The organism is Pseudidiomarina tainanensis (assembly GCF_004214835.1).
GTDB lineage: Bacteria > Pseudomonadota > Gammaproteobacteria > Enterobacterales > Alteromonadaceae > Pseudidiomarina > Pseudidiomarina tainanensis.
Genome location: NZ_PIQJ01000001.1, coordinates 72,258 through 93,118, shown reverse-complemented (window position 1 = coordinate 93,118; position 20,861 = coordinate 72,258). Strand labels below are relative to the sequence as shown.

The following is a 20,861-nucleotide window of genomic DNA, read 5'->3' as shown; positions in this document are numbered from 1 at the left end:
CCTATTTACCCTTGACCTAATTGCGCATTCAACGATGCAAACTGCTGCTGCAAATAAGCGCTAGTTGAATTCATACTCGCAATCATGCTGTCCATTTGCGCGAATTGCTTGCGATAGATCTCGACAGTTGAAGCTATTCGTTGTTCTTCTCTGAGATAACGGTCATCAAGGCGCTCGAGTGTACTTTCGAATCCCTTGATACGACTATTGATTGGCCCTTCATCAGCCAAAAGATTACCTAAAGTAGCTTTTGTCTTATCCGCAAAACCCTCTATCGCGTCGGAGCCTGCAAAAAACTCCTGCAACATCGGTAGATCGTTTTCGATAGCACTGGCTAAAGCGTTTTCATCGATTTTTAATTTGCCGCCTAATTCGCGCGAGATACCTATATCACCAAGCTTGGTGAACTGGCTATTGACCGTTTCACTTAAGAGGCTTCGAAGACGAGACTCAATCGTTCGTACTCCGCTATCGCCAAGTAATTGACCAGCAACTTGGGAGCCCGTGTCGTACTTGGTCATATCGGTGATTAATTGCTGCAACTCATTAAATGAATCAACGAAATCTGTAACTTGTTTTGTTATGGATTCTGAATCGCGAGTAATATTTACCTGCGCTTGCCCTTGTTGTGCTAGCGACAGTGTGACGCCTTGGATTGCATCTTCAACAACGTTCGATTGGCTCGTAATAGCAATACCATTTACGGTCATTTGCGCATTACTTGCCGCCATTTCGGTAGCGCCATCAGTACTGACATTTCCAGCTAGGGCGCCGCCGAAAGTTAAATTCGAAATGGCGGATTCTGTACCCGGGTTTGACGAAGTTAAGACTAAACGATACGGCGTACCGGAACCGTCATTTACAATGGATGCTTGTACATCTGTTTGTGCGTTATTAATTGCGGCACGCATATCTTCAAGTGAAGTAGCTCCATCAGCTAAATCGATGCTGTGAGATGTGCCATTCGCTAATGTGAAGCTGACATTACCCGCGCCAGTACCAATTTGAGCGGCGCTGTCAGCAACACCTTGCGTTGCGATACTGTAACTACGAGCGAGGCTCGTTACATTAACGTCAAAAGTGCCCGTTGGTGTGTTGTTCGCCGCAGCAACAGACAGTACATCAGAGCTCACTGTACTTTTCGTGGCTTTAAATGTTGGAGTTAAGTTCAATGCACTGTTGGCATCTTGAAATTTGGTTAAAGCGCTCTGTAACTTGCCATATGCCGAAATTCGCGCTTCAAAGCTCTTTTGCTGTAAAGAGATCGGTTGCAGTCGCTGACGCTCAGCCGCTTCAAGCTGATTCAGCAAACCGTTCAGATCTAAACCTGAACCGATACCTAACGCTGCAATTGATGCCATGCCATTAACCCCTATTTCTCATATCAATCAGTTTGCATGAACTCATGCAATTCAAAACCGATAAAAAGCGACGCAAAACCCGTCTATTCACTTTTATCGGCCACTATTTATTCAACTTAAATATTTTTTTTATACTAATGTGCGCTAGCTTTCCGGCACCAGAATATCGCGAATGCGGCCAAGCTCGTTAAGCGCAGCGCCTTCTATGGGGGGACCTAACTTATCATCGGGGGCAAGCTTATGAGGTGACACGCGAACACGGCTCACGCGCTTTTTCTCATCTAGACCAACAACCCAAGCAAAAGCGCCTTTTTCAAAGCGCAATAAAGTGCCAATAGGTAACGGCCCAAAATGGCTCAGATAACGTTTCACCCAGGCCTCATCGAATTGCTCAGTTCGGGTTTGCATGGATTTTGTTGCGGCAATTGCAGAAATCGCTGGGCGATCTGGACGATGGCGTTGCATGGCATCGATAACATCTACCACCGCAGCGGCGCGTGCCAGTTGCCCTAACTGCTTGTCCTTTAAGCCGTTCGGATAGCCCGAACCATCCATACGTTCATTAATTTGTGCAATCACATTATCGCGCACAACCGGAGCCAGCCATTTAACGCCCTCTAACTTTTCGAGAATAACCTCCACATGACTTTGCATCTCTTCATAAACGTCTGTACTTAACGTAGTGGCTTTCCAAATTTCCGGCGGCAACGTCCCTTTACCAAGGTCATGAACCATTGCCGCAGCGACAACTGCTTTACGCAGATCGCGCGGCATTTTGGCGGCATTTAATAAATCCGCTAAACGTATCGCGACCGCTAAACCGTGCTTGACCCAGCGCGACTCGCGTTGAATACAATGCACAGCGAACAACGCTTCTTGACGATCGTCCTCAAGCATATCAAGCACACGATCAGCATGTAACGATAGTTGTGCTGAATTGATTTGCTGACCCTGTTTAAGCATCACCATCTGGCTGTCAAGATAACCGGCAATACGAGCCATCCGGCGCGCCATCGGCGTTGCATAAGTATGTGCGTGGCGACGACTCAGCTTAACGTCGTTATCATCACGTACACGGAATAACTCTGATTCGCTGCGGCTATCGCCATTACCTGCACTGCGCGACGCTTCCCGCTCAATTTCGCGAACATACCCCCAAATTTCACGCTCTTGTGGCTTACTAACATTTTCAAACTCAAAACCAACCGCTAAAACTTGACGATCGTTATCCGTTTTCAAATGTCGTACTTTGGCTTTCACCTCAAAGCTTGTGCCATTGGGGAAATACAACTCAATTTCCGTGGCAATATCCGGTAGTACGCGCGATACGCCATCTTGCATAAAAAACTCAGCCAAGCAGCCGGTCGCGGATAAATCTTTGAGATCGCCCTGCAGTTCAACCAATTCTTCTTTGTCGTTGTCTTTGCTGCGAACATGCACACCCACGTTCATGCCAATGCGCAGGCTTGCACGGAAACTAGCGCGGCGCTGTTTGACATGAATTTCAGTCGGCCAATCCGCATACGCCAACAAGCGACTGTCGACGGTAGTAAATTCACGAACTGATAATGGGTTGGTGCGGACTAAGCCGCCAGGGGTAAATCCGGACAGAATAAACTTGCCGCCGCGCCGAAGCGGTGGCGCGACATCACGAATCGCTGTGAGATCGAATAACAAGTAGTCTTCTTCAAGCTGTTCAACCAGTACAACAGGATGATCTTTCTCGGCCGGCCCAAGCAACGTCAGCACAGCAACACCTGGTTGACTCAACGCATCGTAATACGTCGCAAGTTCAACCACACTGTTGATGGGCGTAAATTCATTATCGCTCGTTTGAGAATGTTGACTGGCCTCGCTCACGCGATGCTCCTTTCCATAGTTATGTTCTTATTCCATTTATCGGCACGCTTACCATAGCCTTTAATGCGCTCTTCGTTAATATAGCAAGCGTCAGATAGGCTTTCGAAAAAAATTTTCAGGTTTTTCAAAAAAAGTTCTAAAGGTTTTTTTTAACCCACCGATAACCCATAGCGACGGCAGGCCAAACTTGGCAGCCAAATTTGGAAACAGAAGGAATAAGACTATGTCAGTTATCAATACCAACATGACCTCACTGATTGGTCAGCAAAACCTCCAGAAGTCGCAGTCTTCATTGCAAACTTCTATGGAACGTCTGTCTTCAGGCCTGCGTATCAACAGCGCCAAAGACGATGCAGCTGGTCAAGCTATCGCGAACCGTATGACCGCTCAAATTACTGGTATGCGTCAAGCACAACGTAACGCAAACGACGGTATCTCTATGGTGCAAACCATGGAAGGTGGCTTAAACCAAATCAACGACAACTTACAACGTATTCGTGAATTGGCCGTTCAAGCAGCTTCTGATACTAACAGCGCTGATGACCGTACTTCAATTCAGACAGAAATCACCGAGCGTGTTGCTGAAATCGACCGTATCGCTGGCGGCGCAAGCTTCAACGGTACCAATCTATTGAATGCTGCAGCGACACTTAATATCCAAGTTGGTGCAAACACCACTGCGAATGACTCAATTGCTGTTGCAACTGTCGACGCAACTTCAGCAACTTTAGGTGTAAACGCACTTACTGTAACTGATGCAACTACTTCACAAGCAGCTATCGACGCAGTTGACGCAGCAATGGCTACAATCGACACCTCACGCAGTACTTTAGGTGCAACGTTGAACCGCTTTGATTCAGTTGTTGAGAACTTAGCAACTACCGCAACTAACTTATCAGCTGCTCGCTCACGTATCGAGGATGCTGATTACGCGGTTGAAGTTTCAAACATGACCCGTGCTCAGATTTTGCAACAAGCTGGTACGTCTGTACTCGCGCAAGCAAATCAGGTTCCACAGGGCGTATTGTCACTGCTGGGCTAATACCCAGAAGCAAAAACCAAAGGCGCTCGTTGAGCGCCTTTTTTCTTAAAAAATCTATCACTGCCATAAAATGCAGGGCAACCACTATGAAAATAGCGAACGCAACGGTTACGTCATACGAATTAATTAACGACGTGATCCCTAAGCTAAAAACGGTGGAGTTTATATTGGATAGTAAACTCGCTGCCGCGATTGAACATAGCAAGGATGCCCAGCAAAAAGAGAAATATCAGGTTTATCAGCAGGAGTTTCAGTTGGAACTCATGATGATTCAGATGAATCTTGAGCATCTTCTCACTCGATATGCAAACATCATTAAACCCTCTGACGGCACACGTGGCGAGAATACTTATTTAGAGTTAGATGATAGCGAGCGAGTGGCGCTCTCCGCGATTATCAATTTACACAATAAAGTCAGTACGTTAGCATCGACATTATAATGAATTAAAAGCGGCTAAAGTTTGTACGATATCAGCCGATATTCCAATATAAGCGAAAAGACACATTTTCGTAATTTTGGAGATGACATGATGGCCACACCAATAAATGAAGCCACTTCAAATTGGCCGGTAACAACCGCTGCTGCTGAAAAACAGCGATTAGACCGCGTATTACAGCAATTACCTGCTGTGCGCCAAAGCGAAGCGCAACGCGAAATTAAGAAAGATGAACTCGTAAAACCTGTTCAGCAAATCAATGAAGTCATGAATAACTATGGTATTCATTTCGAATTTGATGATAGCTCAGGTCGAACTATTGTGAAGGTTGTAAGCCAAGAATCTGGCGAAGTTATACGTCAGATCCCTAACGAAGAGGTTCTTCGCATTGCGCAGCATTTGCATGAAATGAGTGGATTGCTAGTCCGAGAAGAGGCGTAAAGCCTCTTCTCTCGTCTTAAAACTACACCTGCATATTCATAATATCTTTATAAGCACTGACCAGCTTATTACGCACCTGCACGCCCATTTCAAAAGCTAGACCAGCTTTTTGCTTGTCCACCATCACTTGATTTAGCGATACATTCGGGTCGCCTAATTGAAATGCTGTCGTGGTAGCCGCCGACGTTTGTTGTAGCGCGTTGATGCGCTCTATCGAGTTTTTTAACTCCCCCGCAAAGCCGCCGCTCTGCACTTTCTCAACGCCTGGTTGCACGTTCAAATTTACTTTTAGCGCAGGGGCAGCAACCTCTGCCTTCATGGTTTGCATTTGTTGCAATGCAGTTTGAATTGCCGGTACGCTCATGAATCATTCCTTCTCATTCACTTCTGTGATTGCAGCAACTATACCCACCAATCACAAAAGCGAAGCGTTCAATAAAGCCTAAAAAAGTGCGCTTATTGCCACTTTGACTTGCATTGCTCTGGGCATAATGTGCAGTAGATAAATCCGTGCACCAATTGAATTGAGATACCCAATGGAAGCAACGCAAGCTCAAACAATGAACAGCCCAGCCTCCGGGAATGCAGCGCCTGCGCCGTGGCTGAACAAGCTAAAACAAAGTGGACTGGTACCATTGTTAATCGGTGGTGCTGCGTTTATTGGTTTGGTGTTTGCGTTAGTGATGTGGGCAAGTGCGCCGGAATATCGCGTGTTGTATAGCAACTTGAGCGAAGCTGACGGTGGCCGAATTGTTACTGAACTCGACGCGCGTCAAATTCCCTACCAGCTAAACAGTGCGGGTACCATCTTAGTCCCAAGTGAACAAGTTCATAAATTGCGCTTACAAATGGCAGAGCAAGGATTACCGCAAGGTGGTAACGCTGGGTTTTCACTGATGGATAACCAAGCGTTTGGTATTAGCCAATTTGCCGAGCAGGTGAATTTCCAGCGCGCCTTAGAGGGTGAGCTAGCCAGCTCCATGGAATCACTCGGGCCGGTACAAAAAGCTCGAGTACATCTCGCCATGGCGAAGGCTTCCGTATTTGTGCGTGAGCGTGAGCCTGCAAAAGCATCGGTGATTCTGACCTTACAACCGGGGCGCAAGCTCGGCGATGGTCAAGTTCAAGCCATTATACATATGGTGTCGAGTAGCGTCCCTGAACTCACTCCGGACAACGTCACGGTCGTTGACCAATATGGAGCACTACTTTCGCAGAATAATCGCGATGATGCTTTGAGTGGTTCCAAACTTGATTATATTCAACAAGTTGAACGCTCTTACCAACAACGCATTGAAAACATTCTAATTCCAATTTTAGGCCGCGAGAACATCAAAGCTCAGGTCGTGGCGCAGGTTGATTTTTCCAAACGCGAAGCAACCGCTGAACGTTATAGCCCAAACCAAACGCCTGAAACCGCCGCCATTCGCAGTATTCAACGCAATACCAATTTACAAGGCAGCGGGGCTGGTGCCATGGGCGTTCCCGGCGCCTTAACCAATACGCCGCCAGGCGTCGAACCATCACCCATTGAAACAACCGCTGAAGGTGATGAAACTGAGACAACCGCGGCAACCGGCACGCGCGCTGTTCAGCAAGACCAAGTAGTGAATTATGAGCTCGATCGCTTTGTGGAGCATGTGGATCATCAACGTGGTCAGCTTGAGCGCCTCTCTGTTGCAGTCGTCATTAACCATCGCACCGTCCTTGATGAGGAAGGCAACCCAGAATTAGTGCCACGCAGTGCCGAAGAACTGGACTATATCAACCGTTTGGTGCGCCAAGCAATGGGCTTTCAAGAAGCACGTGGTGACCAAATTGAAGTGGTCAACAGCCCGTTTGTCAACAACCAAGAAACGCTTGTTGAAGAACCTTGGTACAAGCAGCCTGCAGTGATGCAACTGGCGCAAAACCTCGTGCGTTATCTGTTAGCTGGCATTGGCATTCTGCTGCTTTATCTATTACTCCTGCGCCCAATCATGAAGCGTTACGTACACGCGGCGCCGGTATCTGAGGGCACAACTACCAATGGCAAAGGAACCTTACGCGCTGTTGTCGGTGATGATGATGACATGGAAGAAGTCGTGGTCAAACGTCGCCGTCAAGCAGGTGATGGTTATGGCGACATGGCCGAAGACAACGCTACGACTGACTCGGGCGATAGCTTCCATTGGCCAGAGCAGCGCAACAACAAGAGCTACACCCAAGCGTTAGCGAAAGCGAAAGAGATTGCCCAAACCAATCCACGTCAAGTCGCACGCATTTTACAAAATTGGATGAACGATGATGACCACGTCTAACGCTACCGACAACAAAACGGATAAAAGCGTCGCCAAAGAAATGACTGGCATGCGACGCACGGCATTGCTGTTGTTAATGCTAGAGGAAGAATCAGCGGCTGAGGTGTTTAAACACTTCCCGCCGAATCAGATCCAAAAAATCAGTAAAGAAATGACGAAGCTGTCAGACGTTTCGCATGCAGACATCAAAGCTGTGCTGGAAATGTTCCATAGTGACTTGGCTAATACCCCTTCGTTTGACAAATACGATGATTATGTGCGCTCGGTACTGACCAAAGCACTCGGCTCAGATCGCGCAAATACACTGATTGAAGATGTGCTTGAACACAAAGTTGGGGGTATCGGTATTGATGCCCTGAATATGATGGATGTGCCAGAAGTAGCGGAAATGATCAAAGACGAACATCCGCAAATCATCGCAACCATCCTAATTCACTTAGACCGCGCTCAAGCTGCCGGTGTCTTAGAATTATTTGAAGAGCGCTTACGTAATGATGTGGTATTACGTGTAGCAACGTTTACGGGTGTGCAACCAGCAGCCTTGCAAGAACTGACCGAAGTACTCGGCGGTATGCTCGACGGCCAATCATTGAAACGGAGCAAGATGGGTGGCGTACGCACCGCTGCTGAAATTCTTAACCTTCTTAGTGCTGGTCAAGAAGACACAGCGTTGGAAAATATTCGTGCGTACAACGACGAGTTGGCGCAAAAAATTGTCGACGAAATGTTCCTCTTCGAAAATCTTATGGACCTCGACGACCGAAGTATTCAGGTGCTCCTGCGTCAAATCGAAACCACCTCGCTGGTGGTGGCGCTCAAAGGTGCCGACGATGGCTTGGTGGAGAAATTCCTACGCAACATGTCGCAACGAGCAGCGCAACTTATTCGCGAAGAGATGGAAACACGTGGTCCTATTCGAGTTTCACAAGTGGAAAGCGAACAAAAAGCTATTCTGCAAGTAGTGCGTCGATTGGCCGATTCGGGTGAAATTGTCTTGAGTAGTGGTGATGATGCCTTCGTCTAATACCAATCGCCAATGGCGCAGCTGGAATATGGAACCGTTGGCGGCGAAGCAGCGGCGTGATGCTGTGCAGCAACAGCAAGCTGATGAGGCCCAGTTTGAGCAGCAAAGTGAACTACGGCAACTGCGTGAACAAGCACGCCAAGAAGCCTATGAAGAAGGTCTTAAAGCGGGTCGAGAAGCGGGCTATCAAGCCGGTCATGAGGAAGGTTTAAAGCTTGGCCGTGAGGCTGGTCTTGCCGAGTACAACGCTCAGTTAAAAGCCGCTTTAACGCCGCTCGGTGAGCTTATAAAAGAAGCCGACGCTGCTGTACAAGGAATGGATGCACACCTTTCTGAGAGCTTGTTGCAACTGGCATTAACGGTTGGCCGTCAGCTTGCTGGCGAGGCGCTCGCCGCAAATCCAGAACAAGTTTTAGAGTTAATTCGTGCCATTTTGCTTGAAGACCCAATGCTTACCGACAAACCAGTACTGCTACTTAATCCAGAGGATTTAGAGCTAGTCAAAGAGCATTTAGAGCAAGAAATTTCCTCCGTCGGCTGGAAGTTACGTGTCGACGATCGGTTGGAGCGCGGAGGTTGTCGTTTAGTCAGTGCAAATGGTGAACTCGATGCCACTATCGAGATCCGCTGGCAACGCATTGTGCATCAATTGCGAGGTCGCCATGGCTAACGCTCAGCATCAATTACACCAATGGCAACTGACGCTCAACAGCGTCAATCAACGTCTACATCAATTACCTCAATGGTATATGTGTGGTCGCTTGATGCGTGCTACGGGTATGGTGCTAGAAGCCGTTGGTTTAAAACTGCCCGTTGGCAGTAGTTGTGTGATTGAAATGCCGCAGCATGGCGAGGCATTGGTTGAGGCTGAAGTGGTTGGCTTTGCCGGCGACGTCACTTATTTAATGCCATTGGATGCCGTTCAGGGTTTAGTGCCGGGCGCGCGGGTCATGCCGCTCAACGATGGTCATAACGATAGCCGTCGGTTCCCATTGGGCGAGAGTTTGCTTGGCCGCGTGCTTGATGGCAGTGGTCGCCCACTTGATAACAAACCCTTACCGAAACAAGCAGAATATGGCTATCTTGCTACAAAAACCATTAACCCAATGTTACGTGCGCCAATTGATACTTCAATTGACGTGGGTATCCGCGCAATCAATGGTTTATTAAGCGTCGGCCGCGGGCAACGCATGGGTTTGTTTGCTGGCTCTGGGGTCGGCAAGTCGGTTTTACTTGGCATGATGGCTCGCTTTACCAAAGCCGATGTGATTGTGGTTGGGCTGATTGGTGAGCGTGGTCGCGAAGTTCAAGAATTTATCGATCACATACTTGGTGAACAGGGCATGGCGCGCTCAGTGGTTGTTGCCGCGCCAGCTGACGCCTCGCCCTTACAACGCTTACAAGGTGCATCGTATGCCACCCGTTTAGCCGAAGATTTTCGTGATAAAGGCAAACATGTGCTGCTTATCATGGACTCATTAACCCGCTTTGCTATGGCGCAGCGTGAAATTGCTTTAGCTATCGGTGAGCCGCCAGCAACCAAAGGTTATCCGCCAAGCGTATTTGCAAAAATTCCGGCGCTTGTTGAGCGCACCGGTAACGGCATTCGTGGCGGCGGCTCGATTACCGCCTTTTATACCGTATTAACCGAAGGCGATGATCAGCAAGACCCGATTGCCGATGCAACCCGAGCGATTCTCGATGGCCACATTGTGTTGTCGCGCCACTTAGCTGAAAGCGGCCATTACCCAGCCATTGATGTTGAAGCTTCGATTAGCCGTGTAATGCCATCCGTGACAACGCTTGGACAACAACAACAAGCACAGCGACTGAAGAAGTTGTTCTCGGTTTATCAGCGCAACCGCGATCTGATCAGTGTCGGTGCCTATAGCCCCGGTCACGACCCCTTGTTAGACCAAGCGGTACAAAAATTCCCACAAATTGAAGCCTATTTACAGCAAAAAATGAACGAGCAATCCGCTTTTGCGCAAGCGCAGCAACGGTTGACTGAACTAGTTGGAGGTACCTCGTCATGAACACCGTCGTACTTGCACATTTAACCGAACAGGCCGAGAAAGCGCGTAACGAAGCAGCGAAATTATTAGCTGAAGAGCGCCAGAATAAGCAGAAGATTGCGCTGCAACTGCAAACGCTACAACAGTATCGAAACGACTACGCAGTGCAGCTTCAACAGCAAATGCAAAACGGTATTGCGAGTAATTTACTGAGTAACTACCGACAGTTTTTAGCCAGTTTAGATAGCGCCGTTACACGGGCGCAAAACGCCTTAGTGGATCAAGAAAACAAATTAGATAAAAGCCAACAATTTTGGCAGACCAAGCAACGTAAGTTGGCGTCTTATGAAACCTTAGTTGACCGTAAACAGGCAGCTGAAGTGAAAATCGCGATGAAGCGCGAGCAAAAATTAGCTGACGAATTGTCGTTGGCTATGTACATGCGTCAGCGCGGGCTGCGATAGGAGAAACAAGGTGAGCATGATGGTTAATTTTAATAATTTAATGACGACCACCCAGACTAACGCGAAAGGTGCACCAGCCGCCTCTGATGGTAACGCGCCGGCAACCGGCTTTGCCGCCCTTTTTGCTGCCTTGCAATCACCGACCGCAGAGCTTGACCAAGCACCCTCAGCAGCGCAATTACAGCAACTCGCAGTAAACTTGCAAAACAGTGAGAATCCGCAGCTGCTCGAGGAAATAGGATTAGAACAAGATTTGACGCCAGAAGCTCTCGCGCAAATTTTGTCACAATTACAACAGCTTCAGCCACAAGCTCCTAGCGCTCAGGTCATGCCTGAGGCCACGGCTATTAATGGCGTAGCACCTAATGCCATACAATCGACACAGTCAGTCGTTCAAGCTATGCCGCAAGTCAATCAGCAACAATCCGCTGTCGCCAAGCAATCAACTCAGCAATTGAATCAAGCGATACTGAAAGCAGATAACGTTAAATCAGCAAACGTCATTGCGTCGACATTGTCTACTCCGGCGGGCGTAAATGAGCCGCAACAATTCAATCAACAACAGATTAAACCTGAGACTGCGCAGCAATTATCTGGAGAATTAAAGCAAGTTGATACGAAAGCGACAATTGACACAAGTCGACTAGCGCCAACGAGCGCAACACCAACACCCACTGCCGGAAGTACTCTAACGTCGTCTGCCATGTCTGCCAGTATCGTCATGATTGACGCACCAGTTACGCAAGGCGCACAGGCGCCAGTCGCAACACCAAGCACGACAGCGGCCACCGCAACCATGGCAACACCGGTAGGGAGCCAAGCTTGGGCCAATCAGTTACAACAAAACGTGATGCAAATGGTCATGCACAATCAAAATGAAATGACGTTACGTTTGCATCCGGCAGAGCTAGGCCCGTTACAAGTGCAACTGCGCATGGATGATTCGACTGCACAACTGAATATTCTCACGCATAGTCAGCATGTCCGCGGCGCCCTCGAGCAGGCGATGCCGACATTGCGCGACGCGCTTGCCAACCAAGGTATTCAGCTTGGTGACTCGCAGGTGAGTGATCAGAGCCAACAATTTATGCAACAACACGCACGCCAACAAGCTCAGCAATGGACAGCTAACGCGCAACAAAATGAGCAAAATACCAACAAAAGCACTGTAGAAAATTCAGAATCGGCCGAGAATACTGACATGGGTGAAAATTCTCGGCATACTGCCGCCGCTCATAACGGTCAAGTCGACACCTTTGCGTAAGGCGAACGTTGGTAACTAATTAAAGGATAAAGAAATGGCGCGTAAAAACGACACACAGGTAGCAAATGACGGGAATAATTCCTCGCTCATGCTCATTATTCTAGTTTTGGTGCTGGTACTTATTGGTCTCAACACTTACTTACTGTGGGATACGCGAAACTTAGCGGCAGCTTCAGCCATGGGCTCCGCACAAGCAGAACCTGAGCCAACTGATCCTGTTTTTGTAGCTATCTCTCCGTTTACGGTGAATCTACAGAGCGATCAGTTCGGTCCGCGCCTGTTGTATGCAGGATTAACGCTGGAAGTGCCGAGCGAGAAAGTTAAAGCCGAACTCATGAAAAACATGCCACAAGTTCGCAATCGTTTGTTGGTCTTACTATCGGGTCAAGAAGCCGAGAGCATCACGCAATCGGAAGGCAAAAAAATCTTAGCGAAAAGCATCATGGACTCGCTAAGTGCGCCGTATCAAGGCGAAGAAGCAGTCGCAATTAACGATGTTTTATTTACTGAATTCATTGTTCAGTAATCACTGTAAAAAGCGTGATTGAACACATTTTAAAGAGAGCACATGAGTAACGGACACCAACTGTCACAAGAAGAGCTTGATGCATTATTGGCGGGTATAGCAACCGATGATGATACTGAAGCTGACGCTGAAGCCATGGGCGCGGCGCCGTTGGGTGCTGATGCCGGCGCTGATGCGCTCACGCACAAGCCAAAGCGTAAAGTGAAGCAACAGCCATTTGACCCAGGTTCGCAAGCACGCATTGTCCGTGAGCGTTTGCATACGCTTGAAGTCATTAACGAGCGCTTCGCTCGACAGTTTCGCATGAACTTGTTCAATTTGTTGCGCCGTAATGCAGACATTTCGGTTGAGTCGGTTAAATACCAACGTTTCAGCGACTTTGCCGACGCAACACCTACGCCAACAAACCTCAATATTATTTCGATGAAGCCGTTGCGTGGCAGTGCGCTCGTAGTATTTCCTCACGCCATGGTGTCGATGATTGTTGAGAATCTATTTGGTGGTGACGGTCGGTTCATGACGCGTAACGAAGCGCGTGAATTTACCGGCACAGAGCAACGCATCATCAATCGTGTATTGAATCTGGCGATTGACGCCTATCAAGAATCTTGGCGTGCCGTGCACCCGCTGGAAATCAGTTATGTGCGCTCAGAGATGCAGCCGAAGTTTGCTGCGATTACCAGTTCACCAAGTGAAATCGTGGTGACCACAACGTTCCATCTTGAAGTGGGTAACCTAGACAGTCATTTCAAGATTTGTATGCCTTACGCCATGGTTGAGCCCTTGCGCGACAAGCTGACGAACTTGCGCGCTGACATTGGTGGCAGTAGTAACGATAAAGCTTGGCGTCAGCGCATTACTCATGAGCTACAAGCCTCTAGCGTCGAACTCATTGCTAACTTTGTGGACATTCCCATGCGCATTCCGCAAGTGATGTCACTCAAACCTGGCGATGTTCTGCCAATTGAACTGCCGGATACGGTTACGGCAACGGTAAATGCCCTGCCAATTATGGAATGTGAGTTTGGCAGCTTGATTAATAACCGCGCACTTAAAGTGATGCGATTACTTGAAAATCATCGTTTCCCGCAATCACTGCTACGGGAACGAAATAAAGGCGGTATATTTACCCCTTTGCGTGCGAAGGAGCCCTATGATGACGAATAACGACAAAGTAAACCCAGATAACGAGCAAGACCCTTGGGCAGATGCACTCGAAGAACAAGCTGATGCAGCGCCAGACGAGAATGCGAACAGCGTTTTTAAACCACTAGAGAATACCGCACAAGCTGGCTCCATGAATGAGCTAGATATCATCATGGATATTCCGGTGAAATTGAGCGTTGAGCTAGGGCGTACGCGTATCACCATCAAGCAATTACTCGAATTAGCCCAAGGTTCTGTCGTCGAATTAGACGGTTTAGCTGGGGAGCCGATGGATATTCTTATCAATGGCTACCTGATTGCACAGGGCGAAGTCGTTGTTTTAGATGATAAATACGGTATTCGCATTACCGAAATTGTGACGCCTTCTGAACGAGTACAAAAGTTAAATCGATGAACGAATCAACCTCAGTAGAGCTAGATAGCGGCCTTGCACTGCTCGGCCAAGTAACAGTAGTGCTGATTTTAATCATCGGCATTATTTTGCTGTGCGCTTGGTTGTTTCGTAAATTAAACGGCACATCGTTGGGGCATTCGAAACTACTGAGCGTGGTGGGTTCGGTATCGGTCGGGCAACGAGAACGCGTTGTTATTGTCGAGCTGAAAGACACTTGGCTGGTACTTGGCGTGGCTTCCGGCAACATCACCAAACTCCATGAAATGCCGGCCCAAGAGCGCCCTGAACCGCAACTGAATAGCTTTGCCACTCGATTGCAACAGGCTCTCAATAAAAATACCTCAGACACATCGAAAGAGACAAACTAATGCGTCGTGTTTGGTTTCTATCGTTAATCATCGTGACGCTCGGCTTGCCTTTTGAAGCCTTTGCTCAATCCATTCCTGGTGTTTTGGTAGAGCCGACTGAAAACGGTGGACAACAGTGGTCGTTGTCGCTTCAAACCTTACTATTTTTGACGAGTCTGACATTTTTACCGGCCGTCATGCTCATGATGACCTGCTTCGTTCGTTTGATCATCGTCTTTGGTTTATTGCGAACTGCGATGGGAACGCAATCGGCTCCGCCGAATCAAGTATTACTCGGCCTTGCGCTATTTCTCACATTTTTTATTATGGCGCCGGTGTTCAACCAAATATATGACATTGCTTGGCTACCGTTTAGCCAAGACAGTATCGATTTCCCGCAATTTTTAGAGCTCGCCTCCGGCCCACTGCGTGAATTTATGCTTGCGCAAACTCGCGAACCTGATTTAGCTCTGTTCGCTAACTTGGCTAATGTTGGTCCTATTGCAACACCACAGGACGTGCCGTTCCATGTCTTAGTGCCATCGTTTGTGACCAGCGAACTGAAAACCGCGTTTCAAATTGGTTTTACTATTTTTATTCCGTTTTTGATTATCGACTTAGTTGTGGCGAGTGTACTGATGGCTCTCGGTATGATGATGGTGCCGCCAGCGACTATCTCACTGCCGTTCAAACTCATGTTGTTTGTGCTCGTTGATGGTTGGCAGTTGCTCATTGGCTCTCTTGCAGCCAGTTTCTATGTGTAGGAGGCGATAATGACACCCGAAACGGTCATGACCATTGCCTACCAAGCCATGCTATTGTGCGTGTACCTTGCCGGCCCATTGTTGCTCACTGCATTGCTACTGGGCTTGCTCATCAGCTTGTTTCAAGCGGCAACGCAGATTAACGAAATGACCTTGAGTTTTATTCCGAAAATTCTAGGCGTTCTCGCGGTTTTAGTGCTTATTGGCCCCTATTTGCTGCAACTCATTATTGATTTTACAACACGGCTATTCACCAATATTCCGTCGATGATTCAATAGCGGAGTCGCGCATGATTACGGTGACTTTCGCGCAACTGCAAGAATGGATAAGCCTATTTCTGTGGCCGTTTTGCCGCTTTACTGGGCTACTACTTATTGCGCCGGTTTTCAGTCACTCCAGCATCCCCAACCAAGTCAAATTGGGTTTAGCCCTCATTTTTAGTGTCATTATTGCGCCGATATTACCGCCATTACCCGACATTCCCTTATTTTCCTGGGCCAGCTTCGGCATTATCGTTGAGCAAATTATTATTGGTGTCACCATTGGCTTGGTGGTTCAGGTGGTATTTGCGGCCGTACAGGCTGCAGGTGAGTATATCGGCCTACAAATGGGTCTCGCCTTCGCTACCTTCTTTTCGCCTGATAGCGGCGCTAACACGATGATTCTTTCGCGGGTGTTCTATACCTTCGCAATTCTCATGTTTTTAGCGATTGATGGGCATTTAATTATGCTGGAAATTCTTGCGCGTTCATTTGAGTTTTTGCCGATTGGCACACTCGGTTTGAATGCCGGTGCATTTGAACAAGTCGCGCGTTTCGGTCTGGTGGTCTTTAGCTCGGGGATCTTGCTCGCATTGCCGGTGTTTGGTGCCCTACTCATTGTGAACCTAACGCTTGGCATCTTGAACCGCTCTGCGCCACAGCTCACCGTATTCTCGGTTGGTTTCCCAATGTCGCTAACACTCGGTCTCATATTAATGACGGTACTAACAACCGAGCTCGGCGGATATCTTCAGCGCCTATTCCGCCTCGGCCTCGACATGGTCGAGCAAGTCCTCCTCGCCATGTAAACTACAAAAGCGATATTAGCTATTGGATATTAGATATTAGGAAGAGCGCAAAACAACCGTTCTAATATCTAATAGCTAATATCGTAGTTGTTTTTAAAGGAACTTAAACAAACTCATGTCTTTCATGTCCACAAACGCCTTTTGTGCCGCCTGCAAACCAACCATCCGCACACTATATTGCGACGCCGCTTCCACATAGTCCAAATCAACCAAATCAGACAATGCCTGTTCGTACGCTAAGGTGCGATTGCCACCAATCGTGTCCAGCGCGTCCAGCTCATTTAAACGAGCGCCCACTTCAGCGCGGGTAGTCAGTACATTATCCATACCGTTATCAAACTCACGCATCACCGTACGCATGGTATTCGTCCGTTGGGCTTTTTCAGCGTCGGTATTGGCTGGATTATCAAGTACCGCTAAGGCTTTTTCGAAGCTGCGAAAAATATCCATATTGCTGTCTTGCCCGCGCGCAACACGAAGAGTATCACCTGTGGCAGGCATTCCTTCCAACTCCACTTCGATACCGCCTAAAGCAATCGCGCTTGGGTCATTATAATCCGCCCATGCACCACCGTTTACGCGGTACTGCATTTGCCCAGCGTTATCGGCAAATTCGATATCATAGGCCAGACCAAAATCCGGGTGATTAGAATCGACGATATTAATCCCGTTAAATTGCATAGTGCCTTGATTAGTCATGCCAGCATCAGCTAGATAAGTGGCGCTGCCATGCACCGAGCGAAAAATTTCGTCACCCGAATGACCAATCGCCATCCGTCGGTCACCATCAACTTGTTGCTCACGCACGTTTGGATTGCCGACGTAATCGACATTACCATTCACATCACGCACAAACGGCGCAGTGTCGTCTTGATAGCCGCCGAATAAATAGCGCCCATTACCGTCACGTGTATTGGCCAAGCCAACTAACGATTCATACAACCCACGAATTTCGCTCGCAACCGAAGCGCGATCTGCATCAGATAAGGTGTCACTCGAGGCCTGAACCATGAGTGTTTTCGCTCGCGAATACACATCATTGACCGAGTTTAAAACGCTTTCTTCTTGCGCAAGGGCATTACGAACACCAACGCGCGCATCGCTGAATTGACTGGAAACTGCTTTTGACTGCCCGATGTTAATCGCTTGCGTCATGGCTTGCGGATCATCTGAAATGTTCACGATGCGCTTACCACTGGCAATTTGCTGACCAATTTTCATGAATTCGGTCTGCTGCCGATTCATCGATGACACGCTTTGGTTGTACATAGTGAGAGTGCTAATTCGCATAATCTAAACTCCGCGTTGTCTGGTTAGCGCAATTGCAAAATGGTATCGAGAATCGTTGTTCCGGTCTCAATCACTTTGGCGTTGGCTTGATAATATTGTTGGAAGCGAATCAAATTAGCTGCTTCTTCGTCGAGGTTCACACCTGACTCGGATTGTTGTAGCGCCGTTAATTGCTCAGTCAGACCTTCTTGCGCTGCCAAGTTGGCTTGAACTACGTTTATCTGGTTACCCAGTGTGCTCACCATGGTGCCGTAGGCTTGGTTAAAGGTACCCTTGCCTTCCACCAGCATCTGATTCTGCAAATCAAGTAACGCTAAGCCGTTGCGGTTATCACCGCTCGCTGACGACTGCGCCGCCGCCAATTGCGAACCTTCGGATAACAGCAGTTCAAAGCTTTGTGCTTGATTCACCAGCGGCCGCACTCGGAAGCTATCGCCTTGACTCACTGCGCCGGTCATGGTCACTTCTAACCCGTTAAAGGCCAAAGTATCGGTGGCACCATCAAAGGTGGCATTCACCAATTTCCCATTATCCATACGGCGTACTTCATAGCCGGTATCAGTTAACTTGATATCGTAATCTGCCGCCAATAGCGCATTGGCATCACTGATTTGAACCGCGGCTGTGCCAGTACCGGAATTGCGTGAATTGCTATAGGCTATTGGATTACCAGCGCCAAACATGGCTTGGCCTGGATCTTGGTTTAAATCAACCCCAGCTTGGTGTTGTTGATTAAACGCATCGGTGAAAACTCGAACCATTTGGCCAAGTTGATTCCGCATGGTGTCGAGGCTTTTTGAACGAAACTCCATTAAGCCGCTCAAGCTGCCCCGATTAAAGGTCGACTCTTTGAGCTGAATTTGATTTCCCGCCACGTCATTATAAAAAACCGCGATGCGGGTTGGATCCGCGTTATCCGTCACCGCATCCAATTGATACGCGGTGTCACCCGAAACCAACGGCGAACCGTTATTCAATGAAATGGTATACGAGCCTGATTTTTGTTCATGCACGCGCACATCAATACGCTGAGATAAATCATGAACCATCTTATCGCGCTGGTTCAATAAACTGTTTGGCGCTTCGCCGTTACCTGAGCGTGCAATCAGAATTTCTTTATTTAACGAGCTAATTTGCTGCGATAGCGTGTTAATCGTGTCCACTTCAAACTTTATTTCGCCATTCACGCTACTTTCAATATCCTGCAAATAATTATCAAAGGATTTGAATTGGCTCACAAGTGTGCTGGCGGTACCAAGCACGCCGGCACGTGCTGAGGGATCAGCCGGGTTACTGTTCATTTGACCCAGTGCATTAAAGAATTCTTGCATCACCGGCGCTAAGCCGGAGCGATCATCGGAGAGGAGGTTATCAATTTGGCGCACTTGACTGTAATAGGTTTCAAGTGATGCTAACGAGCCACTAGAAGCATTCAAACGCGTTGCGACAAATTGGTTAAATTGGCGCTCAATACCATTGACTAATACACCGCTGGTGCGATTTTCGCCAAGCTGGACAATTTCACGATTGTAGCCCGGTGTATTGACGTTACTGATGTTACCACTGGTGGCATAAAGCCCTGTTTGAGCTGCGCGTAATCCGCTTAAACCAATTGAAAAGATACTCATGCCTGCTCCCTAATACTGTTACCGAAGTTATCGGCACCAGCGCTAATAACTTTATGGCTTTTTGCCTTGCTCTTGGTGCAATTGCTGCAACAGCTGATCCGCAAGACCAATCCCTTTGCCGGCAACCTCGGTCGCGAGTTGTTGATCGAACATGTCGGTGTATGTTCGCATCGCTGAGCTATTAAATAATTCTGACTCGCCACCGGCTTCGCGCATGGTTTTCATCATTTGCTGAATAAACAGGGCTTCAAATTGACGGGCTGCTTCCGCCGCTGCTTGTTGCGGCTGAGCATGACTTTGCTTTTTAAGTTCGTTAAGTTGCTGCGCGTCGATTGCCAACCCAACAGAGCTCACCGAATTCGCCATTAGATAATCTCCAATTCAGCGCGCAGTGCGCCGGAGGCTTGCAACGCCTGCAAAATAGCCATGAGATCACTCGGTGTTGCACCTAAGCTGTTCAGTGCTTGCACAACTTCCATCAGCTCAACGCCTTCAACCATTTGTAGCGACGCTTCTTCTTGCTCGATTGTGATGTCTGCTGCGGTGCCAGTGACTGTATCCCCGCCACTCAGTGCTGGTGGTTGGCTCACAAACGGACGGCTGGCAATGGTGACAGACAAATTACCATGTGCTACTGCAGCCTGACGCAATGTCACTGGGCCACTTAACACGACTGAACCTGTACGTGAATTGAGTACCACACGAGGATCGGCCGCACCTGGGCGCACATCGATATTTTCAACTCGAGCCATAAATCGTACGCGATCGTTGGCGTCTTGAGGGCTTTGCAATTCAATTGAGCCGCCATCAATGGCGCTAGCAACCGAATAACCAAACTCATTGTTAATGCGGTCGACCATATTTAGTGCGGTGGTAAAATCTGCTTCTTTGAGGTTCAGTTGCAGATTCATGCGGGCCAAATCAAGCGCCACCTGACGTTCAACGGTAGCACCATTCGAAATACGACCACCGGCTTGCTGATTAATGACCGCCGATGAACCTTGTGATTCAGCGCTAGCGCCGTTAATCAACAGGTTGCCTTGTGCCAAGGCATACACTTGCCCATCAGCACCTTTAAGTGGCGTCATTAATAACGTTCCGCCACGCAAACTGCGGGCGTTACCAATCGACGAAACCACCACATCAAGCTGTTGTCCCGGACGGGCAAAGGCGGGCAAAGTTGCGGTCACCATCACAGCGGCGACATTGCGCAATTGCATGTTGGTACCAGGCGGAATAGTGACACCAAGCTGCGCCAGCATGTTGGTCATGCTTTGCCCAGTAAATGGCGCTTGCATGGTTTGGTCACCCGAGCCATCAAGGCCAACAACTAAACCATAACCAACCAGACTGTTGCTGCGTACACCTGCAAAATTGGCTAAATCTTTAATTCGCTCAGCGTAAGCAGTACCGCAACTGGTCACCGTAATCACTGCGAGCAAAATAAGCTGTCGCAACATATCAAAA

The 20,861-nt window shown here is 48.3% G+C and carries 23 protein-coding genes; 16 read left to right on the top strand and 7 right to left on the bottom strand.

The genetic code is table 11. The features are described 5' to 3' along the window. Positions 1–5 precede the first annotated feature (5 nt). Positions 6–1,361 carry a flagellar filament capping protein FliD gene (fliD, locus tag CWI82_RS00500; protein ID WP_092858050.1) on the bottom strand — a complete coding sequence of 452 codons (1,356 nt, stop codon included), beginning with the start codon at positions 1,359–1,361 and terminating at the stop codon, positions 6–8. Positions 1,362–1,505: 144 nt separating this feature from the next. After that, positions 1,506–3,221, bottom strand: a complete 1,716-nt coding sequence (locus tag CWI82_RS00495) for an HD domain-containing phosphohydrolase (RefSeq protein WP_092858052.1) — start codon at positions 3,219–3,221, stop codon at positions 1,506–1,508. Positions 3,222–3,444: 223 nt separating this feature from the next. On the opposite strand from CWI82_RS00495, the gene CWI82_RS00490 reads away from it, so the two are divergent. The 3 genes from CWI82_RS00490 (at position 3,445) to CWI82_RS00480 (ending at position 5,141) form a co-directional block, all read left to right on the top strand. Further along, entirely contained in the window at positions 3,445–4,263 is an 819-nt protein-coding gene (locus tag CWI82_RS00490; protein WP_130202299.1) for a flagellin N-terminal helical domain-containing protein, read from the top strand. An 86-nt stretch (positions 4,264–4,349) separates the two neighbouring features. After that, on the top strand, positions 4,350–4,703 hold the full coding sequence (locus tag CWI82_RS00485) for a hypothetical protein (RefSeq protein ID WP_130202298.1): 354 nt from the start codon (positions 4,350–4,352) through the stop codon (positions 4,701–4,703). An 87-nt stretch (positions 4,704–4,790) separates the two neighbouring features. Continuing rightward, positions 4,791–5,141, top strand: coding sequence for a flagellar protein FlaG (locus tag CWI82_RS00480; protein WP_130202297.1), 351 nt, complete (start codon positions 4,791–4,793; stop codon positions 5,139–5,141). 22 nt (positions 5,142–5,163) lie between these two features. On the opposite strand, the gene fliE is transcribed toward CWI82_RS00480, so the two are convergent. After that, the gene (gene fliE, locus CWI82_RS00475; RefSeq protein ID WP_130202296.1) at positions 5,164–5,505 is read right to left on the bottom strand and encodes a flagellar hook-basal body complex protein FliE; all 342 of its coding nucleotides are present in this window, start codon (positions 5,503–5,505) and stop codon (positions 5,164–5,166) included. 172 nt (positions 5,506–5,677) lie between these two features. Here fliE and fliF point away from each other — a divergent pair, with 172 nt between their 5' ends. The 13 genes from fliF to fliR are packed head-to-tail and all read left to right on the top strand — an operon-like array spanning position 5,678 to position 16,476. After that, positions 5,678–7,441 carry a flagellar basal-body MS-ring/collar protein FliF gene (gene fliF / locus CWI82_RS00470; protein ID WP_130202295.1) on the top strand — a complete coding sequence of 588 codons (1,764 nt, stop codon included), beginning with the start codon at positions 5,678–5,680 and terminating at the stop codon, positions 7,439–7,441. After that, positions 7,425–8,465 carry a flagellar motor switch protein FliG gene (fliG, locus tag CWI82_RS00465; protein ID WP_233340163.1) on the top strand — a complete coding sequence of 347 codons (1,041 nt, stop codon included), beginning with the start codon at positions 7,425–7,427 and terminating at the stop codon, positions 8,463–8,465. The genes fliF and fliG overlap by 17 nt, the downstream gene beginning before the upstream one ends. Continuing rightward, positions 8,449–9,135, top strand: a complete 687-nt coding sequence (locus CWI82_RS00460) for a flagellar assembly protein FliH (protein WP_130202294.1) — start codon at positions 8,449–8,451, stop codon at positions 9,133–9,135. Before fliG ends, CWI82_RS00460 begins: the two co-directional genes overlap by 17 nt. Further along, positions 9,128–10,501, top strand: a complete 1,374-nt coding sequence (gene fliI / locus CWI82_RS00455; protein ID WP_130202293.1) for a flagellar protein export ATPase FliI — start codon at positions 9,128–9,130, stop codon at positions 10,499–10,501. The genes CWI82_RS00460 and fliI overlap by 8 nt, the downstream gene beginning before the upstream one ends. Further along, positions 10,498–10,944 (top strand): flagellar export protein FliJ, encoded by a 447-nt coding sequence (fliJ, locus tag CWI82_RS00450; RefSeq protein WP_130202292.1) that lies wholly within the window; start codon positions 10,498–10,500, stop codon positions 10,942–10,944. The genes fliI and fliJ overlap by 4 nt, the downstream gene beginning before the upstream one ends. A gap of 16 nt (positions 10,945–10,960) precedes the next feature. After that, the gene (locus tag CWI82_RS00445; protein ID WP_130202291.1) at positions 10,961–12,208 is read left to right on the top strand and encodes a flagellar hook-length control protein FliK; all 1,248 of its coding nucleotides are present in this window, start codon (positions 10,961–10,963) and stop codon (positions 12,206–12,208) included. Positions 12,209–12,242: 34 nt separating this feature from the next. Further along, positions 12,243–12,734, top strand: coding sequence for a flagellar basal body-associated protein FliL (gene fliL / locus CWI82_RS00440; RefSeq protein ID WP_130202290.1), 492 nt, complete (start codon positions 12,243–12,245; stop codon positions 12,732–12,734). 42 nt (positions 12,735–12,776) lie between these two features. Continuing rightward, complete coding sequence (gene fliM, locus CWI82_RS00435) at positions 12,777–13,901, top strand: flagellar motor switch protein FliM (protein WP_130202289.1); 1,125 nt, start codon at positions 12,777–12,779, stop codon at positions 13,899–13,901. Continuing rightward, positions 13,888–14,295, top strand: a complete 408-nt coding sequence (gene fliN, locus CWI82_RS00430) for a flagellar motor switch protein FliN (protein ID WP_199286236.1) — start codon at positions 13,888–13,890, stop codon at positions 14,293–14,295. Before fliM ends, fliN begins: the two co-directional genes overlap by 14 nt. Then, on the top strand, positions 14,292–14,663 hold the full coding sequence (gene fliO, locus CWI82_RS00425; RefSeq protein WP_130202288.1) for a flagellar biosynthetic protein FliO: 372 nt from the start codon (positions 14,292–14,294) through the stop codon (positions 14,661–14,663). The genes fliN and fliO overlap by 4 nt, the downstream gene beginning before the upstream one ends. After that, entirely contained in the window at positions 14,663–15,406 is a 744-nt protein-coding gene (gene fliP, locus CWI82_RS00420; RefSeq protein WP_092858080.1) for a flagellar type III secretion system pore protein FliP, read from the top strand. The genes fliO and fliP overlap by 1 nt, the downstream gene beginning before the upstream one ends. Before the next feature lie 9 nt (positions 15,407–15,415). After that, positions 15,416–15,685, top strand: coding sequence for a flagellar biosynthesis protein FliQ (gene fliQ, locus CWI82_RS00415; RefSeq protein ID WP_055439886.1), 270 nt, complete (start codon positions 15,416–15,418; stop codon positions 15,683–15,685). Positions 15,686–15,696: 11 nt separating this feature from the next. Next, the gene (gene fliR / locus CWI82_RS00410; RefSeq protein WP_130202287.1) at positions 15,697–16,476 is read left to right on the top strand and encodes a flagellar biosynthetic protein FliR; all 780 of its coding nucleotides are present in this window, start codon (positions 15,697–15,699) and stop codon (positions 16,474–16,476) included. Between the two features lie 93 nt (positions 16,477–16,569). Here the strand turns inward: fliR and flgL are convergent, their stop codons facing one another. Genes flgL through CWI82_RS00390 form a run of 4 tightly spaced genes read right to left on the bottom strand, consistent with a single transcriptional unit; the run spans position 16,570 to position 20,854 of the window. Next, on the bottom strand, positions 16,570–17,766 hold the full coding sequence (gene flgL, locus CWI82_RS00405) for a flagellar hook-associated protein FlgL (protein ID WP_130202286.1): 1,197 nt from the start codon (positions 17,764–17,766) through the stop codon (positions 16,570–16,572). A gap of 23 nt (positions 17,767–17,789) precedes the next feature. Continuing rightward, complete coding sequence (gene flgK, locus CWI82_RS00400) at positions 17,790–19,394, bottom strand: flagellar hook-associated protein FlgK (protein WP_130202285.1); 1,605 nt, start codon at positions 19,392–19,394, stop codon at positions 17,790–17,792. 51 nt (positions 19,395–19,445) lie between these two features. Next, the gene (locus CWI82_RS00395) at positions 19,446–19,760 is read right to left on the bottom strand and encodes a rod-binding protein (RefSeq protein ID WP_092858088.1); all 315 of its coding nucleotides are present in this window, start codon (positions 19,758–19,760) and stop codon (positions 19,446–19,448) included. Further along, positions 19,760–20,854, bottom strand: a complete 1,095-nt coding sequence (locus tag CWI82_RS00390) for a flagellar basal body P-ring protein FlgI (RefSeq protein WP_092858090.1) — start codon at positions 20,852–20,854, stop codon at positions 19,760–19,762. The genes CWI82_RS00395 and CWI82_RS00390 overlap by 1 nt, the downstream gene beginning before the upstream one ends. Between the last annotated feature and the right edge of the window lie 7 nt (positions 20,855–20,861).

Excerpts from the sequence above, each read along its gene's own strand:
- fliD (WP_092858050.1), bottom strand. The coding sequence starts at position 1,361 with ATGGCATCAATTGCAGCGTTAGGTATCGGTTCAGGTTTAGATCTGAAC.
- CWI82_RS00490 (WP_130202299.1), top strand. The coding sequence starts at position 3,445 with ATGTCAGTTATCAATACCAACATGACCTCACTGATTGGTCAGCAAAAC.
- CWI82_RS00485 (WP_130202298.1), top strand. The coding sequence starts at position 4,350 with ATGAAAATAGCGAACGCAACGGTTACGTCATACGAATTAATTAACGAC.
- CWI82_RS00480 (WP_130202297.1), top strand. The coding sequence starts at position 4,791 with ATGATGGCCACACCAATAAATGAAGCCACTTCAAATTGGCCGGTAACA.
- fliE (WP_130202296.1), bottom strand. The coding sequence starts at position 5,505 with ATGAGCGTACCGGCAATTCAAACTGCATTGCAACAAATGCAAACCATG.
- fliF (WP_130202295.1), top strand. The coding sequence starts at position 5,678 with ATGGAAGCAACGCAAGCTCAAACAATGAACAGCCCAGCCTCCGGGAAT.
- fliG (WP_233340163.1), top strand. The coding sequence starts at position 7,425 with ATGATGACCACGTCTAACGCTACCGACAACAAAACGGATAAAAGCGTC.
- CWI82_RS00460 (WP_130202294.1), top strand. The coding sequence starts at position 8,449 with ATGATGCCTTCGTCTAATACCAATCGCCAATGGCGCAGCTGGAATATG.
- fliI (WP_130202293.1), top strand. The coding sequence starts at position 9,128 with ATGGCTAACGCTCAGCATCAATTACACCAATGGCAACTGACGCTCAAC.
- fliJ (WP_130202292.1), top strand. The coding sequence starts at position 10,498 with ATGAACACCGTCGTACTTGCACATTTAACCGAACAGGCCGAGAAAGCG.
- CWI82_RS00445 (WP_130202291.1), top strand. The coding sequence starts at position 10,961 with ATGATGGTTAATTTTAATAATTTAATGACGACCACCCAGACTAACGCG.
- fliL (WP_130202290.1), top strand. The coding sequence starts at position 12,243 with ATGGCGCGTAAAAACGACACACAGGTAGCAAATGACGGGAATAATTCC.
- fliM (WP_130202289.1), top strand. The coding sequence starts at position 12,777 with ATGAGTAACGGACACCAACTGTCACAAGAAGAGCTTGATGCATTATTG.
- fliN (WP_199286236.1), top strand. The coding sequence starts at position 13,888 with ATGATGACGAATAACGACAAAGTAAACCCAGATAACGAGCAAGACCCT.
- fliO (WP_130202288.1), top strand. The coding sequence starts at position 14,292 with ATGAACGAATCAACCTCAGTAGAGCTAGATAGCGGCCTTGCACTGCTC.
- fliP (WP_092858080.1), top strand. The coding sequence starts at position 14,663 with ATGCGTCGTGTTTGGTTTCTATCGTTAATCATCGTGACGCTCGGCTTG.
- fliQ (WP_055439886.1), top strand. The coding sequence starts at position 15,416 with ATGACACCCGAAACGGTCATGACCATTGCCTACCAAGCCATGCTATTG.
- fliR (WP_130202287.1), top strand. The coding sequence starts at position 15,697 with ATGATTACGGTGACTTTCGCGCAACTGCAAGAATGGATAAGCCTATTT.
- flgL (WP_130202286.1), bottom strand. The coding sequence starts at position 17,766 with ATGCGAATTAGCACTCTCACTATGTACAACCAAAGCGTGTCATCGATG.
- flgK (WP_130202285.1), bottom strand. The coding sequence starts at position 19,394 with ATGAGTATCTTTTCAATTGGTTTAAGCGGATTACGCGCAGCTCAAACA.
- CWI82_RS00395 (WP_092858088.1), bottom strand. The coding sequence starts at position 19,760 with ATGGCGAATTCGGTGAGCTCTGTTGGGTTGGCAATCGACGCGCAGCAA.
- CWI82_RS00390 (WP_092858090.1), bottom strand. The coding sequence starts at position 20,854 with ATGTTGCGACAGCTTATTTTGCTCGCAGTGATTACGGTGACCAGTTGC.